The organism is Pseudomonas sp. MWU318 (assembly GCF_016756945.1).
GTDB lineage: Bacteria > Pseudomonadota > Gammaproteobacteria > Pseudomonadales > Pseudomonadaceae > Aquipseudomonas > Aquipseudomonas putida_A.
Genome location: NZ_JAESJL010000004.1, coordinates 160504 through 175852 on the forward strand (window position 1 = coordinate 160504; position 15349 = coordinate 175852).

The following is a 15349-nucleotide window of genomic DNA, read 5'->3' on the forward strand; positions in this document are numbered from 1 at the left end:
AACACCCTAGAGAATCTACATGAGCGAGCTGGCGGATAAGGTCCAACAGGATTTGGTTGAGGCCATCGATAACGATGACCTGGTTCTGCCAACGTTACCGGAAGTGGCCCTGCAAATTCGCAAGGCCGCCGAAGACCCGGAGATCAGTGTCAGCGACCTGAGCAAAGTGATTGGCCGCGACACGGCGCTGTCGGCACGCCTGATCAAAGTGGTCAACAGCCCGTTGCTGCGCGCGACCCAGGAAGTCACCGACCTGCACACCGCGATCACCCGACTGGGGGTGAACTACAGCAGCAACCTGGCGATCGGCCTGGTGATGGAACAGATCTTCCACGCCCGCTCCGAGGTGGTCGAACAGAAGATGCGCGAAGTCTGGCGCAAGAGCCTGGAGATCGCCGGCGTCAGCTACGCCCTGTGCCGTCGGCACACCCAACTCAAACCTGATCAGGCGGCGTTGGGCGGGCTGGTGCATCAGATCGGCGTACTGCCGATTCTGACCTACGCCGAAGATCACTACGAACTGCTGTCTGACCCGGTCAGCCTCAACCATGTGATCGACCACATTCACCCGCTGCTGGGCGACAAGCTGTTGCGGGTCTGGGAATTTCCCGAGCAACTGGTGGCGTTGCCGGGGCTGTATCTGGATTTCAAACGCGACTCGGCGCACCTCGATTACGTCGATCTGGTGCAGGTGGCGAGCCTGTATTGCCACAAGGACAGCGATCATCCGATTGCGCGGATTGATCCGCTCAGCGTGCCGGCGTTCAGGAAGCTTGGGATCGATCCCGATAACAAAGAATTGTGCGCGGATCTGGAAGAATCGCGGACGATGTTTTACTGATCTGTGGTGAGGGAGCTTGCTCCCGCTGGGCTGCGAAGCGGTCCCAAAACCAGGCGGCCTCCCTTCATCAGGCAAACCTTGCACTCAAGGATCACGACTGCTGCGCAGCCGAGCGGGAGCAAGCTCCCTCGCCACAAAAGCCCTCTCGACTGCTATCCGGCAATAAAACTCACCCGAACCTTCAAACCCGCCTGCTCGCCATCGTGCAAGGTAATCTGCGCCAGATGCGCCCGGCAGATCTCTCCGACAATCGCCAGACCCAACCCTGACCCCGCGACCTGCTGATTGCGCCGATAGAAGCGTTCAAACACCCGATCACGCTCTTCCAGCGGAATGCCCGGCCCGTCATCTTCAACCTCAAGCACCGCGGGCGCCGCGACCCGCAGAATCACGTTGCCGCCCGGTGGGGTATGCGCCAGTGCGTTGTCCACCAGATTGCTCAGTAGTTCATTGAGCAACGTCGGCTCACCGCGCAGCCACACCGGTTCATCCGCCTCCAGCGCCAGCGCAACCCCGCGTGCATGAGCCAACGGCGCCATGGCCATGCCCAGCTCGCGGGCCAACTGACTCAGATCCAGTAATTGCGCGCCGCCCTCGGCAATCGCCCGGGCACCGTTTTCCACCCGCGCCAGCGACAGCAGTTGATTGGCCAGATGGGTCAGGCGATCAGTGCTTTGCGCAGAGGATTCCAGGGTTGTGCGCCAGGTTTTCGCTTCAGACGAACGCAGCCCCAGTTCCAGCCGCGCCTTCAACGCCGCCAGTGGCGTGCGCAGTTCGTGGGCGGCATCGGCAATGAACTGCGCCTGCCGCTCGAACTGCCCGCGCAAGCGTTCGGTGAAGTGATTGAGCGCGCGCACCAGCGGCCACAATTCATGTTGCACTTCCACCAGCGGCAGCGGCCGCAAATCATCGGGCTGACGCTCCTCCACCGCCGTGCGCAAACGCTCCAGCGGGCGCAGCGCGGCACTCACCGCAAACCACACCAGCAACAAGGCGCCGATGGCGAGCATGCCCAGACGCAGCAGCGTATCGGCCGCCAGACTGCGGGCCATGCTGACCCGCGCCTCATCGGTTTCCGCGACGCGGATTTCCGCCATGCCGTTCATGTTCGGTTCGGTGACCGCTTTGAGCAGGCTGACCACGCGCACGTTCTGCCCGCGATAGGTCGCGTTATAGAAGCGCGCGAGCGCTGGATAATCGTCAGTTCTTGGCGTACCGGGTGGTGGTCCGGGCAGGTTTTCGTAGCCGGAAATCAGCTTCTGGTGGATGTCGTTCACCTGGTAGTAAATCCGCCCGGCGCTGTCGTAAGCGAAGGTGTCCAGCGCCACGTAGGGCACGTCGGCGCTGAGCGTGCCGTCGCGCTGCGACAGGCCGGCGGCAATGGTTCGCGCCGAGGCCAACAGGGTTCGGTCATAAGCCGTGTCGGCAGCTTCGCGCCCGTTCCAGTACGCGCTCAGGCCACTGGCGAGCATCAACACCACCAGCAACAACGCGAGGTTCCACAGCAACCGCCAGCGCAGGCTGCTGGGCTTATGCATCGCGGCTTTCCAGCAGGTAACCAAGGCCACGGAAGGTCACGATCGCCACCGGTTGGCCGTCGAGTTTCTTGCGCAGACGATGCACGTAGATTTCGATGGCATCGGGGCTGGCTTCTTCGTCGAGACCGAATACCTGAGCCGCAAGTTGTTCCTTGCTCATCACCCGGCCCGGGCGGGCGATCAACGCTTCGAGCACGGCTTGTTCGCGGGAGGTCAGAGTCAGCAGTTCTTCGCCGAGACTGAAGCGTCGGGTGTCGAGATCGTAGGCCAGCACGCCGCAGCGCTGCTGACGCTCGCCACCGAGCACACTGCGCCGCAACAGGGCTTTGACCCGGGCTTCGAGTTCGGTCAGTTCGAACGGTTTGGCCAGGTAATCGTCGGCGCCGAGGTTCAAGCCGTGAACTCGATCCTTCACGTCGCTGCGTGCGGTCAGCATTAACACCGGCAGATTTTTACCCCGCGCGCGCAGGCGCGCCAGCACCTCGAACCCGTCCATGCGCGGCAGGCCGACATCGAGGATCGCCATCGCGTATTCCTCGCTGCCCAGCGCCAGGTCGGCGGCCACGCCATCGTGCAACACGTCCACGGTCAGACCGGTGCTCTTGAGCGCCTGGGCAACGCTTTCGGCCAGTTGCAGATGGTCTTCGACGAGCAGAACACGCATGGATCTCTACCTCATTCAGGGATGGCCGACGCCACTCTTTGCCGCGGAGTTTACAGCCGCAACCGCCGCTGTGAAGCCCGAAAACCGCGAAATCCAGCTGAAAGGTTAGTGAAAGGTTAGCCCGTTAGAGTCCGGTCACGGACAGTTTCGACTGCCGTCGCTGCTGCCACACAGCGATACGAAAAACGCCTCGAAGCGTTTTCGACCAATAAGAACAATAAACGGAGTACACCCGCATGCCGTCCTTGCAGACCAAGGCTTCTACGCCTGTTCGTCCTTCTCGTTTGCGCCACGCCACCCTCGCCAGCACCGCTGCACTCGCCGGTTTCTCACCGTTGAGCTACGCCGACTTCATCAAAGACAGTTCCGCCACCTTCGAAACCCGCAACATGTACTTCAACCGCGACTTTCGCGACGGCACCAGTGCCCAGCAAAGCAAGCGTGATGAATGGGCGCAGGGTTTCATGCTCAATCTGCAATCGGGTTACACCGACGGCACCGTGGGCTTCGGTCTCGATGCGCTGGGCATGCTCGGGGTCAAACTTGATTCGAGCCCGGATCGTACCGGCACCGGCCTGTTGCCGACCCACGATGACGGGCGCGCGGCGAACGAATACTCGAAAGTCGGCCTGACCGGCAAAGTGAAAATCTCCGCCACCGAACTGAAAATCGGCAGCCTGATTCCCGAACTGCCGATCCTCAAACCGAATGACGGGCGTATCCTGCCGCAGACCTTTGAAGGCGGTTTGCTGACCTCCAAGGAGATCAAGAACCTGACCTTCACCGGTGGGCGTCTGGAGAAAGCCAAGGATCGCGACAGCACCGATTTCGAGGACATCGCCCTCAACAACAAGAACAGCCGCTTCGCGGGCACCGTGGCCGGCAAGCATTTCGATTTTGCCGGCGTGGACTACAAGTTCACCGACAAGATCACCGGCAGTTACCACTTCGCCCAGCTCGACGAAGTCTATAACCAGCACTTCTTCGGTCTGGTCGCCTCGCGGCCGATGGGCCCGGGCACCTTCGCCACCGACCTGCGCTTTGCCGTCAGTGACGATCAGGGCGCGGCCCGTGGTGGCGAGATCGACAACCGCTCGCTCAACGGTCTGGTCAGCTACGCCCTGAGCGGCCACAAGTTCACCGCCGGTTATCAGCACATGTCCGGCGACAGCGCCTTCCCGTATGTCGATGGCAGCGACCCGTACCTGGTCAACTTCGTGCAGATCAACGACTTCGCCGGCGCCGAAGAGCGCTCATGGCAGGCGCGTTACGATTTCGACTTTGCGCGTCTCGGCATTCCAGGCCTGTCGTTCATGAGCCGTTACCTGAGCGGGGACAACATCAAGCTCAAGAATGGCGAAGAAGGCAAAGAGTGGGAGCGCAACACCGAGATCAAATATGTAGTACAAAGCGGCGCCCTGAAGGACGTTGCCGTACGCCTGCGTAATGCCACCTACCGTTCCAACTACTCCGCTCGCGATGCCGATGAAGTGCGTCTGCTGGTGAGCTATAGCGTTGCCCTTTGGTAATTGATTGAAATGCTGCGGGTTGGAAGATCAAAAGATCGCAGCCTGCGGCAGCTCCTACAAAAAGCCCTACAACAACAAGACTGTGGAGAAACCAATGAATTTGTCACTGCGTAAAGTTGCTCTGGCCGCTGGCGTCATGCTGTTCGCCGGCCAATTGATGGCCGAACCGAAACGTCCGGAATGCATCGCCCCGGCCTCCCCCGGCGGCGGTTTCGACCTGACCTGCAAACTGGCGCAAAGCGCGCTGGTCAATGAAAAACTGCTGACCAAACCGATGCGCGTGACCTACATGCCCGGCGGTGTCGGCGCGGTGGCGTACAACGCGGTCGTCGCCCAGCGCCCGGCCGATGCCGGCACGCTGGTGGCGTGGTCCAGCGGTTCGTTGCTGAACCTGGCGCAAGGCAAGTTCGGTCGTTTCGACGAGACCAACGTGCGCTGGCTGGCCGCCGTCGGCACCAGTTACGGCGCCATCGCGGTGAAGAGCGATTCGCCCTACAAGACCCTCGACGATCTGGTCAAAGCCCTGAAGAAAGATCCGAGCTCCGTGGTCATCGGTTCCGGCGGCACCGTCGGCAGCCAGGACTGGATGCAGACCGCACTGATCGCCAAGGCTGCCGGGATCAACCCGCGTGACCTGCGTTACGTCGCCCTCGAAGGCGGCGGCGAAATCGCTACTGCACTGCTCGGCGGTCACATCCAGGTGGGTAGTACCGACATCTCCGACTCCATGCCGCATATCCAGAGCGGTGACATGCGGCTGCTCGCGGTGTTCGCCGATAAACGCATCGACGAACCGGAAATGAAAGACATCCCGACCGCGCGCGAGCAGGGCTACGACATCGTCTGGCCGGTGGTGCGCGGTTTCTACCTCGGGCCAAAAGTCAGCGACGAAGACTACGCCTGGTGGAAAGACGCCTTCGACAAACTGCTGGCCTCGGACGACTTCGCCAAGCTGCGCGATCAACGTGAACTGTTCCCGTTCGCCATGACCGGCCCGGAGCTGGACACCTACGTGAAGAAGCAGGTCGCGGACTACAAAGTGCTGGCCAAAGAGTTCGGCCTGATTCAGTGATCGTCTCTGTCTAGCGGCTGCGGCCTCGCGCATCGAGGCCTCGGCACAGGAGTTTCCCATGCTCTTACAACGCATTTTCGCCTCGGTGCTGTTGCTGGCCTGCGTTGGCCTGGCGCTGATGGCGTGGCCGTATCAAGCGGCTTTTTCTTATGAACCGGTCGGCCCGCGCGCCTTTCCTCTGCTGATGCTCGGCCTGATGGGCGTGGCGCTGCTGTACATGGTGTTCCGCCCGGCACCGATCAAACACAGCGAAGACGAGCCACCGCTGGATCGCGAAACCCTGACCAAGATCGGCATCTGCGTGCTGTTGCTGCTGGTCTTCGCCGGCCTGTTCGAACCGCTGGGCTTCATCCTCAGCAGCATCCTGATCGGCATCCCGATGGCGCGCCTGTATGGCGGTCGCTGGCTGCCGAGCATCGTGGTGACAACGTTGATGGCCATCGGTCTATACCTGCTGTTCGACCGTCTGATGGACGTTCCACTGCCTCTGGGCCTGCTCGACGTTCTGGAGAACTGATATGGATACTCTCGGTTATTTGGGTCAGGGCTTCGGCGTCGCGCTGAGCCCGTACAACCTGGTCACGGCCTTGACCGGCACGCTGATCGGCACCGTGGTCGGGCTGTTGCCGGGCCTGGGTCCGATCAATGGCGTGGCCCTGCTGATCCCGATCGCCTTCGCCCTTGGCCTGCCGCCGGAGTCGGCGCTGATTCTGCTGGCGGCGGTGTATCTGGGCTGCGAATACGGCGGGCGGATCAGCTCGATCCTGCTGAACATTCCGGGCGAAGCCTCCACCGTGATGACCACCCTCGACGGCTATCCGATGGCGCGTCAGGGTCTGGCCGGTGTCGCGCTGTCGCTGTCGGCATGGAGTTCGTTCATCGGTGCGTTCATCGCCACCTGCGGCATGGTGCTGTTCGCCCCGCTGCTGGCGAAATGGGCGATTGCCTTCGGTCCGGCGGAATACTTCGTGTTGATGGTGTTCGCGATTGTCTGCCTTGGCGGCATGGCCGGCGATCGTCCGTTGAAGACGTTTATTGCGGCGTTGATCGGGCTGTTTCTGTCGACCGTTGGCATCGACGCCAACAGCGGCGTATACCGCTTCACCGGCGACAACATTCACCTGACCGACGGCATCCAGTTCGTGGTGCTGGTACTGGGCCTGTTCTCGGTCAGTGAAATCCTCCTGCTGCTGGAAAAAACCCATCGCGGTCAGGAAGCGGTGAAAGCCACCGGACGCATGATGTTCAACTTCAAGGAAGCGGCGTCGGTGTTCGTGGTGAACATCCGTTGCGGCCTGCTGGGTTTCATCATGGGCGTGTTGCCGGGTGCCGGCGCGACGCTGGCCAGTGCCGTGGCCTACATGACCGAAAAACGCATCGCCGGTGCCGGCGGCAAATTCGGTCAGGGTGACGCCCGTGGCCTCGCCGCTCCTGAGACCGCGATCGGCGCTTCGGCCTGCGGTGCACTGGTGCCGATGCTGACCCTCGGCGTACCCGGTTCGGGCACCACCGCCGTGATGATCGGCGCGCTGTCGCTGTACAACATCACCCCGGGGCCGCTGCTGTTCCAACAGCAACCGGACATCGTCTGGGGCCTGATCGCGTCGTTGTTCATCGCCAACATCATGCTGGTGATCCTCAACATCCCGATGATCCGCATCTTCACCCGCATCCTCGCCGTGCCGAACTGGGCACTGGTGCCGGTGATCGCGATCATCACCGGAATCGGTGTGTACGCCGTGCATGCAACCACCTTCGACCTGTTCCTGATGGTCGGCATCGGCATCTTCGGTTACATCCTGCGCAAACTGGATTTCCCGTTGTCGCCGGTGCTTCTGGGGTTCATTCTCGGCGGGCTGATGGAGCAGAACCTGCGTCGTGCGCTGTCGATTTCCAACGGTGCGCTGGAAATCCTCTGGTCGAGCCCGATCACTTTCGGCGTGTGGATCCTGACCGCGATCATGTTGCTGCTGCCGCTGCTGCGCATCTGGCGCAAGCGTTCGGCGGCGCAACGCGCCATCGCCGATGTCTGATCGCTCCTCCCTCAGAAGCTGGTGGGCGACCCCGCTGGTCGGTCTGCTTGGCGGTTTTATCGCCAGCCTGATCGGCTGGCCACTGCCGTGGATGGTCGGCTCGTTGCTGGCGATCATCCTCGTGCGCTGCCTGACCCCGTGGCAACTCACGGAAATCCCCGGCGGGCGTAAATGCGGCCAATGGATTGTCGGCATCGGCATTGGCCTGCACTTCACCCCGCTGGTGATGGAGCAGGTGCTGAGTCACTTCGGTCTGATCTTCTTCGGCGCACTGGTCACCAGCCTGTCGGCGGTGGTCGGGGTGTGGTTGATGCGCCGCACCGGCGAAGATCGCGCCACGGCGTTTTTCTCAAGCATGCCCGGCGGCTCCGGGGAGATGGTCAACCTCGGCGCGCGCAATGGCGCGCTGCTCAGCCATGTCGCGGCGGGGCAGAGTCTGCGGGTGCTGGTGGTGGTGTTGTGCGTGCCGGCCGCGTTCAAGTATCTGCTGGGCGACGGCACACCGATTTCCCACGCCGGCAACGTCGATTGGCGCTGGCTGGCGATTCTGTTTCCTACGGGCGCCCTGCTCGCCTGGCTCTGGCAGCGTTTGCGTCAGCCCAATCCGTGGCTGTTCGGGCCGCTGCTGGTCAGTGCCACGGTGAGCATTGCCTGGGATTTGCACATCGGCCTGCCGGACGGTGGAAGCCAGATCGGCCAGTGGCTGATCGGCAGCGGGCTGGGCTGTCACTTCAATCGACAGTTCTTCCGCCGCGCGCCGTCATTCATGGGGCGTACATTGATCGGCACGGCGCTGACCATGTTGATCGCGACCTTGGCGGCTTTAGGTTTGAGTGCACTGACCCATCTGGATCTGCGTTCGCTGACGTTGGGCATGATGCCCGGGGGGATTGCCGAGATGAGCCTGACGGCGGAGACCCTGCAACTGTCGGTGCCGCTGGTGACGGCGATGCAGGTGATGCGGCTGCTGTTTGTGCTGTTTCTGGCGGAGCCGTTGTTCAAGTATTGGAACCGTAATCCCGAGTAACACCGAGTCGACTTCATCGCTGGCAAGCCAGCTCCCACCGGATCGAGGCTGCCACGAATCTTGTGTGCACCCCGAAACTCTGTGGGAGCTGGCTTGCCAGCGATAGGGCCGGCCCGGTCATCCAGTCAAACCGGCGGCAGACGCCACTCGATCGGCGCTTCGCCATTCTGCTCGAGAAACTTGTTGGTCCGGCTGAAATGCCCGCAGCCGAGGAATCCACGATAAGCCGACAACGGCGACGGATGCACCGACGTCAGCACCAGGTGCTTGGTCGCATCGATCAGTTTCTGCTTACTCTGCGCGTGCGCCCCCCACAGCATGAACACCAGATGCGGCTGGCGTTCGCTGACCACCTCAATGATCCGGTCGGTGAAGAACTGCCAGCCCTTATCCTTGTGCGCGTTGGCATTGGCGCGCTCGACAGTCATGGTGGTGTTGAGCATCAACACGCCCTGATCGGCCCAGCTCTGCAGGTAGCCGTGGTCGGGAATGTCGATGTTCAAGTCGCGCTTCAACTCTTTGTAGATGTTGACCAGCGACGGCGGCGCCGGCACGCCCGGTTGCACCGAGAAGCACAAGCCATGGGCCTGGCCCGGACCGTGGTACGGGTCCTGGCCGAGGATCACCACTTTGACTTTATCCAGCGGCGTCGAATTCAGCGCGTTGAAAATCAGCGGCCCCGGCGGATAGATTTCCTTGCCGGCCGCCCGCTCCTGCTGCAGAAAATTGCGCAACTCTGCCATGTAAGGCTGGTCGAATTCAGCACGCAGTGCCTCCTTCCAGCTCGGTTCGAGTTTGATACGGTCGTCAGCAGTCATGGTCATACCCGGCAAAAACAATGGGGCGAACCCTAGGAAAGCCGACCACGCTTGTCAATTGATCTGACACAGATCCGGCACTTTCCCACACAGCGATCATACTGAACGCTCAATTTCCCGATCGAGGTCACGATGAATCTGCACTTCGAAGAACTCACCGGCACCGACGGCGCCCGCCTCGGGATCGCCAGCCTGGATGCTGAAAAGTCGCTCAACGCGCTGTCCTTGCCGATGATCAACGCCCTGAGCGACAAACTGAACGCCTGGGCCAAGGATCCCCAAATCGTCTGCGTATTGCTGCGCGGCAATGGTGCCAAAGCATTCTGCGCCGGCGGTGAAGTGCGCAGTCTGGTGGAGGCCTGCCGGGCCCACCCCGGTGAAGTCCCGCCACTGGCGGCGCAGTTTTTCGCCGCCGAGTATCGCTTGGACTACAGCCTGCACACCTACCCCAAACCGCTGATTTGCTGGGGCCACGGTTACGTGCTCGGCGGCGGCATGGGCCTGTTGCAAGGCGCCAGTACGCGGATTGTCACGCCGAGCAGTCGCCTGGCGATGCCCGAGATCACCATCGGTCTGTATCCGGACGTCGGCGCCAGTTGGTTTCTCTCACGGTTGCCGGGCAAGCTCGGCTTGTTTCTTGGACTGACCGGCGCGCACATGAACGGTCGTGATGCCATCGATCTGGATCTGGCCGACCGCTTTCTGCTTGAAGAGCAGCAACCGCAACTGATCGAAGGCCTGCTGCAACTCAACTGGCAGGAACAGACCGACATGCAGCTCAACAGCCTGCTCAAGGCCCTGCAACAGGAAGCCGTCGGGCAGATGCCCGAGGCGCAATGGTTGCCGCGCCGCCAGCAGATCGATGAACTGCTCGACGTCAGCGACGTCATCTGTGCCTGGAAAGCCATCAGCCTGCAACGCGACAGCAGTGATCCGCAGATCGCTCGCGCCGCGAAAACCCTGAGCGAAGGCTCGCCGCTGACCGCGCATCTGGTCTGGGAACAGATCCTCCGCGCCCGCTATCTGTCGCTGGCCGAAGTGTTTCAGATGGAATACACCCTGAGCCTCAATTGCTGTCGGCACCCGGAATTCAGCGAAGGGGTGCGGGCGCGGCTGATCGATAAGGATCAGAAACCGCACTGGCATTGGCCGGATATCAGCAATGTTCCGGATGCGGTGGTCGAGGCGCATTTTCACAAGGTCTGGGAAGGTCGGCATCCGTTGGCGGATTTGACGCAATACTGAATGCCCGGCAAATCGCAGGCACAAAAAAAGCGGCGCTCAATGCGCCGCTTTTTTGTTTGCGGATGATTACCAGCGACCGCCTCGCCCGCCGTGGTCACCGCGGTTACCGTGATGGTCACGGCCGCCACGGTCACGATCCCAACCCCCACCACGGTGACCGTCCCAACGGCCACGATCATTGTCGTGCCAGCGGCGGCTCTCGTAGTAGCGCGGCGCTGGTTGGTAGTAGCGGGGCGCCGAGTAGTAACGCGGAGCCGGTTGGTAATAACGCGGGGCCGCCTGGTAGTAGCGCGGGGCCGAGTAGTAGGTGCTGCCACCGCTGTAATAGGTGCCGCCAGTGTTGTAGTACGCCGGAGCGGGTGAGGTGTAGACCTCTGAGCTGTAATAACTGTCTGCGTAGGAGTAGGGAGCGCAACCGGCAACGGAAAACATCATCGCAGCAAGTAGAAGAATTCGTCGATACATGGCGGCCTCCTGGACCGCGGGTAGCCGCACCAGCGACGCTGGCAGGCATCAGTCGTTTATTCGGTGACTGACGAAACATCTGACAGCGTTTTCCGAATCTGGTGCGCTTCCGTAACAAGTTGAAACATGTGATTGATGAAATCCTGTTCATTTGGAAACCACTGTCATTCAGCAACTGATCAGTGGTGCCCACCGTGATAGCCACCACCGTGATAACCGCGTCCGTAGCCGCCGCGATAGCCGTAGCCGCCGTAGTAATAATGAGCACCGCCGTAGTAACGCGGTCCGTAATATCCGCCGTAGTAATACGGCGAGTAATAGCCTGGATAGTAGTAAGTGGCAGGGTAAGCATCGTAAGGACCGGCATAGTAATAACACCCGGACAGGCCTGAACCGAGCACCGCTCCCAGCAGCACTCGACGCAACAGTTTTGAAATACCCATGACGGCCTCCTGAAAGACCCACGGCCGCAGCAGGACAGCACAGCCGACACAGTTTTTGACTGTCAGGTCCAGGGCAAGTGCCGGGCGCGGAAAGGCTTCAGATAAGCGGCGTCAGTCACACTGAAAATCCTCTGTGGTAGCAGGCTTGCTCCCACAGTTGGCCTGCGAGCTTGCACAGGCTATCGTCCCGGGCCGATCATGCGATGCAACGGGCCAAGCAAACCGGCCGTAACCGCACCTGCGTGGAAATGCCTCACCCGACTTATGCCTGATTCCGACACTAAACCCGACCTCTGCCCGGCCTGCGGCGCCCGCAACGACTGCAGCCTTGCCGACCCGCGCACCACTGACCGAGCCTGCTGGTGCTACGGCGTGAGCATTGATCCGGCAGTCCTCGAGGCGCTGCCAGCGGCGCTGCGCGACAAATCCTGCCTATGCCCGCGCTGCGCTCAGGTCGAAGCGCAACTGCAAGCAGCGGCGCGACCGATCCCGTAAGATACGCGACCCTTTGTCCGCCGATTTCTGACCATGCGCGTCGACCGTTTCCTTAGCAACCTGCCCCGCTATAACCGTCAGCAGGTTCGCCTTTTGCTGGTGGAAAAGCGCGTGCGGATCGACGGAAAAGTCGTCAGCGACCCGCACAGCGAAGTGCTGGAGTTCAGCCGCGTCGAAGTCGATGAAGAAGTCCTGCAACTCGGCAAACCGGCACGCTACTTCATGCTGCACAAGCCGCCGGGGTACGTCAGCGCCACTCGCGATCCGCAGCACCCGACGGTGCTTGACCTGATCGATGAACCGGACAAGGACGACCTGCACATCGCCGGACGCCTCGACTTCAACACCACCGGACTGATGTTGATCACCAACGATGGCAGCTGGTCGCGACGCCTGACCCAACCGCAGACCAAACTGCCGAAGGTCTATTACGTCGAGACTGAACAGGAGATCGGGCCGCAATACGCGCTCACGTTTGCCGAGGGCATCTACTTCGCCTTCGAAAACCTGACCACGCAACCGGCGCAACTCGATGTACTCGGCCCGCGAGTGGCGCGCCTGAGCATCGTCGAGGGTCGCTACCATCAGGTGAAGCGCATGTTTGGTCACTTCAACAACAAAGTCTTGCGCCTGCACCGCGAATCCATGGGCCCGCTGTCGCTCGATAACGCGCTAAAACCGGGCGAGTACCGCGCTTTGCGCACCGAAGAGATCCATTTGTTCTAAGCCGGCGACCGCTCAGCAGAAGTTGTCGAACAATTTACCAACGGCACTTGCGCGATCCCTTTCCCACTGCTTGAATCAGGACGTCGGCCAAATTGTGACCGATTAGTCACACCATACCTCTAAGAAACTTTTTGCCGGTCGTCAGCCCTCTGGGTTGCGCCTCAGCCGGCAGACTGCCCGCCAATAACAACACCCGTCGACCGCAGTCATGGATCGACATGGGCCAAGCAAATTCCAGGCGTATGCCTACCTGTCACAAAGCTCGTGCAATCTCTATTTGCGCGCATACCCGCTTGCTTGCCAGGAGTCTTATGACATGAGGCCAGAAATCGCTGTGCTGGATATACAGGGTCAGTATCGGGTTTACACGGAGTTCTATCGCGCAGACGCCGCAGAAAAGACCATCATCCTGGTCAACGGCTCGATGGCCACGACTGCGTCGTTTGCACAGACTGTGAAAAACCTGCACCCGCAATTCAACGTGGTTTGCTACGACCAACCCTACGCGGGCAAGTCGAAAATCCACAACCGTCACGAGAAACATCTGACCAAGGAAGTCGAAGGGCAGATCCTGCTGGAGCTGATCGACCACTTCGGCGCCGAACACGTGCTGTCGTTTTCCTGGGGTGGTGCGGCGACCCTGGTTGCCCTGTCGCAACAGCCGCGACGTATCGAGAAAGCCGTGATCAGCTCGTTCTCGCCGGTGATCAACGCACACATGCTTGATTACCTGGAGCGCGGTGTCGATTACCTCGGCCAGCGCGACGGCGACCGCGTCGGGCACCTGGTCAACAGCACTATCGGCAAACACCTGCCGTCACTGTTCAAGCGCTTCAACTATCGCCACGTCAGCAGCCTGGCCGAGCACGAATACGGGCAGATGCACTTCCACATCAGTGACGTGCTGCACAGTGATCGCCAGTGCTATTTGAATGCGGCGAAGAAGATCAACGTGCCGGTGCTGTTTCTCAACGGCGAATGGGATGAATACACCGCCGCCGAAGACGCCCGGATATTCGGCAACCATGTGGCGCACAGCACCTTCACCACGCTGCAGGCCACCGGCCACTTCCTCGACATGGAACACAAGGCTGCGTGCCGCGATAGCCAGAACGCCCTGCTTGGTTTCCTGAAACCCTCAACGCAGTCGAGCCGAACGCGTTACGCGTTCGTCCAGGATCACCATGCATTGGCCATTTGAAAAAGCGTCGTCGCGAGCGAGTCTGTGGGGCTGGAAAACCAGCATTGATTGCCCTGCAGATTTGCCCGCGAATGACCGTTTTCAATGCTGTAACGCGCTGCGGGCAAAAGAAAAACTTCAAATCCGCGCCCGACTCTGGTACAAAGTCAGCCGCTCTGAGCGGGTATAGTTTAGTGGCAAAACGAAAGCTTCCCAAGCTTTAGTTGAGGGTTCGATTCCCTCTACCCGCTCCACTCATTCAGGTCTCACGTCGTGATTATGACGGGGGATGCAGGAACAGAAAAACCGGACTACAGGGCCGGTTTTTTTGTGTCCGGAATTTGCCCGCATTGCCCCGTAAAGGCCTGCAACACACCCATCATCCCAACGCGACGCCCCAGCCTAGACTGGATCTTGCCACCGAGCCAATCAAAGGACGATGACCGTTCGGTGGTTATAGTGTTGATCAAAAAAAATCAGTAGTTATAGTACCCACCAAGCACACCACAAGGAGGTGTTGTGAATAGCCGCTTTTTAATCGGTCAACTCGTCGCAGACGGTTGGTATCTGGTGCGGGTCAAAGGCAGTCATCATCACTTTAAACATCCCATCAAACCCGGTCTGGTGACGGTGCCGCATCCGAAGAAGGACCTGCTTAAAAAAACGGCCATCAGCATTTTGAAACAGGCGCTGCTTTGACTCACTCCACCGACAGCGTCCAGGAGGTCCACGAACATGCTTTACCCGATCGCAATTTCAATAGGTGATGAAGAACACGCCTGGGGAGTGGAGGTGCCGGATATTCCCGGCTGCTTTTCTGCCGGGGATGACCTGGATGATGCCGTCGCGATGGCTCGTGAAGCCATTGAGGGGCATTTCGAAATTCTGGCCGAGGACGGTGCGTCGATCCCGCCAGCCAGCAAGCTTGGCGTGCACGTAGTGAACCCGCAGTACTCCGGTTGTGCCTGGGCTGTGGTTGATATCGACGTTACCAAATACCTGGGCAAGGCGCAGAAACTCAACATCACACTGCCCGGCTATCTGCTCAACCGCATAGATGAATATGTGCTTCATCACCCGGAAGAAAAAAGTCGTTCGGGGTTTCTGGCCTCGGCAGCGTTGAAGGTCTTGCAGCAAGGTTGAATACAAATCCGGCCCTCCGCTAGCATTTCCCCATCACCCACCACCCTCCCCCTGCGCGGCCATCGACGAATACGCGTTTTGACTTTCGAGGGACTCCATGGCGCGGCCTCTGTGCCGCTGATGACCGAAC

Annotated in this window: 17 protein-coding genes and 1 tRNA gene; 13 read left to right on the plus strand and 5 right to left on the minus strand. The window is 60.5% G+C overall.

Annotated features, from left to right (window positions below; genetic code table 11):
- Positions 1-19 precede the first annotated feature (19 nt).
- Complete coding sequence (locus JN524_RS11705) at positions 20-841, plus strand: HDOD domain-containing protein (protein ID WP_202369433.1); 822 nt, start codon at positions 20-22, stop codon at positions 839-841.
- Positions 842-993: 152 nt separating this feature from the next.
- On the opposite strand, the gene JN524_RS11710 is transcribed toward JN524_RS11705, so the two are convergent.
- Both JN524_RS11710 and JN524_RS11715 read right to left on the minus strand, forming a co-directional pair.
- Complete coding sequence (locus tag JN524_RS11710) at positions 994-2379, minus strand: sensor histidine kinase (protein WP_202369434.1); 1386 nt, start codon at positions 2377-2379, stop codon at positions 994-996.
- Positions 2372-3043: a response regulator gene (locus JN524_RS11715; protein WP_003222545.1), complete on the minus strand. Its 672-nt coding sequence runs from the start codon at positions 3041-3043 to the stop codon at positions 2372-2374. The genes JN524_RS11710 and JN524_RS11715 overlap by 8 nt, the downstream gene beginning before the upstream one ends.
- 236 nt (positions 3044-3279) lie before the next feature.
- On the opposite strand from JN524_RS11715, the gene JN524_RS11720 reads away from it, so the two are divergent.
- The 5 genes from JN524_RS11720 to JN524_RS11740 all read left to right on the plus strand — a co-directional run bounded on the left by JN524_RS11720 (position 3280) and on the right by JN524_RS11740 (position 8704).
- The gene (locus JN524_RS11720) at positions 3280-4572 is read left to right on the plus strand and encodes an OprD family porin (protein ID WP_202369435.1); all 1293 of its coding nucleotides are present in this window, start codon (positions 3280-3282) and stop codon (positions 4570-4572) included.
- A 94-nt stretch (positions 4573-4666) separates the two neighbouring features.
- Positions 4667-5644: a Bug family tripartite tricarboxylate transporter substrate binding protein gene (locus tag JN524_RS11725; RefSeq protein WP_007963261.1), complete on the plus strand. Its 978-nt coding sequence runs from the start codon at positions 4667-4669 to the stop codon at positions 5642-5644.
- Positions 5645-5702: 58 nt separating this feature from the next.
- Positions 5703-6161: a tripartite tricarboxylate transporter TctB family protein gene (locus JN524_RS11730; RefSeq protein ID WP_027614453.1), complete on the plus strand. Its 459-nt coding sequence runs from the start codon at positions 5703-5705 to the stop codon at positions 6159-6161.
- Between the two features lies 1 nt (position 6162).
- Positions 6163-7677 (plus strand): tripartite tricarboxylate transporter permease, encoded by a 1515-nt coding sequence (locus JN524_RS11735; protein WP_202369436.1) that lies wholly within the window; start codon positions 6163-6165, stop codon positions 7675-7677.
- Positions 7670-8704 carry an AbrB family transcriptional regulator gene (locus JN524_RS11740; RefSeq protein ID WP_202369437.1) on the plus strand — a complete coding sequence of 345 codons (1035 nt, stop codon included), beginning with the start codon at positions 7670-7672 and terminating at the stop codon, positions 8702-8704. The genes JN524_RS11735 and JN524_RS11740 overlap by 8 nt, the downstream gene beginning before the upstream one ends.
- Before the next feature lie 125 nt (positions 8705-8829).
- Here JN524_RS11740 and ung read toward each other — a convergent pair whose 3' ends face one another.
- Positions 8830-9522, minus strand: a complete 693-nt coding sequence (gene ung, locus JN524_RS11745; RefSeq protein ID WP_202369438.1) for a uracil-DNA glycosylase — start codon at positions 9520-9522, stop codon at positions 8830-8832.
- Positions 9523-9654: 132 nt separating this feature from the next.
- Between ung and JN524_RS11750 the strand changes: the two genes are divergently transcribed.
- Entirely contained in the window at positions 9655-10767 is a 1113-nt protein-coding gene (locus JN524_RS11750) for an enoyl-CoA hydratase/isomerase family protein (protein ID WP_202369439.1), read from the plus strand.
- A gap of 66 nt (positions 10768-10833) precedes the next feature.
- On the opposite strand, the gene JN524_RS11755 is transcribed toward JN524_RS11750, so the two are convergent.
- Complete coding sequence (locus tag JN524_RS11755) at positions 10834-11232, minus strand: hypothetical protein (protein ID WP_007963255.1); 399 nt, start codon at positions 11230-11232, stop codon at positions 10834-10836.
- 179 nt (positions 11233-11411) lie between these two features.
- The gene (locus tag JN524_RS11760; protein WP_202369440.1) at positions 11412-11675 is read right to left on the minus strand and encodes a hypothetical protein; all 264 of its coding nucleotides are present in this window, start codon (positions 11673-11675) and stop codon (positions 11412-11414) included.
- Positions 11676-11939: 264 nt separating this feature from the next.
- On the opposite strand from JN524_RS11760, the gene JN524_RS11765 reads away from it, so the two are divergent.
- The 6 genes from JN524_RS11765 to JN524_RS11790 all read left to right on the plus strand — a co-directional run bounded on the left by JN524_RS11765 (position 11940) and on the right by JN524_RS11790 (position 15219).
- Positions 11940-12170, plus strand: coding sequence for a cysteine-rich CWC family protein (locus JN524_RS11765; RefSeq protein WP_202369441.1), 231 nt, complete (start codon positions 11940-11942; stop codon positions 12168-12170).
- A gap of 33 nt (positions 12171-12203) precedes the next feature.
- Complete coding sequence (locus JN524_RS11770) at positions 12204-12896, plus strand: pseudouridine synthase (RefSeq protein ID WP_202369442.1); 693 nt, start codon at positions 12204-12206, stop codon at positions 12894-12896.
- 316 nt (positions 12897-13212) lie between these two features.
- The gene (locus tag JN524_RS11775; RefSeq protein ID WP_202369443.1) at positions 13213-14097 is read left to right on the plus strand and encodes an alpha/beta fold hydrolase; all 885 of its coding nucleotides are present in this window, start codon (positions 13213-13215) and stop codon (positions 14095-14097) included.
- A gap of 159 nt (positions 14098-14256) precedes the next feature.
- Positions 14257-14330, plus strand: a tRNA-Gly gene (locus JN524_RS11780).
- Between the two features lie 265 nt (positions 14331-14595).
- The gene (locus JN524_RS11785) at positions 14596-14775 is read left to right on the plus strand and encodes a type II toxin-antitoxin system HicA family toxin (protein WP_007963251.1); all 180 of its coding nucleotides are present in this window, start codon (positions 14596-14598) and stop codon (positions 14773-14775) included.
- Between the two features lie 36 nt (positions 14776-14811).
- Positions 14812-15219: a type II toxin-antitoxin system HicB family antitoxin gene (locus JN524_RS11790; RefSeq protein ID WP_202369444.1), complete on the plus strand. Its 408-nt coding sequence runs from the start codon at positions 14812-14814 to the stop codon at positions 15217-15219.
- Positions 15220-15349: the final 130 nt, after the last annotated feature.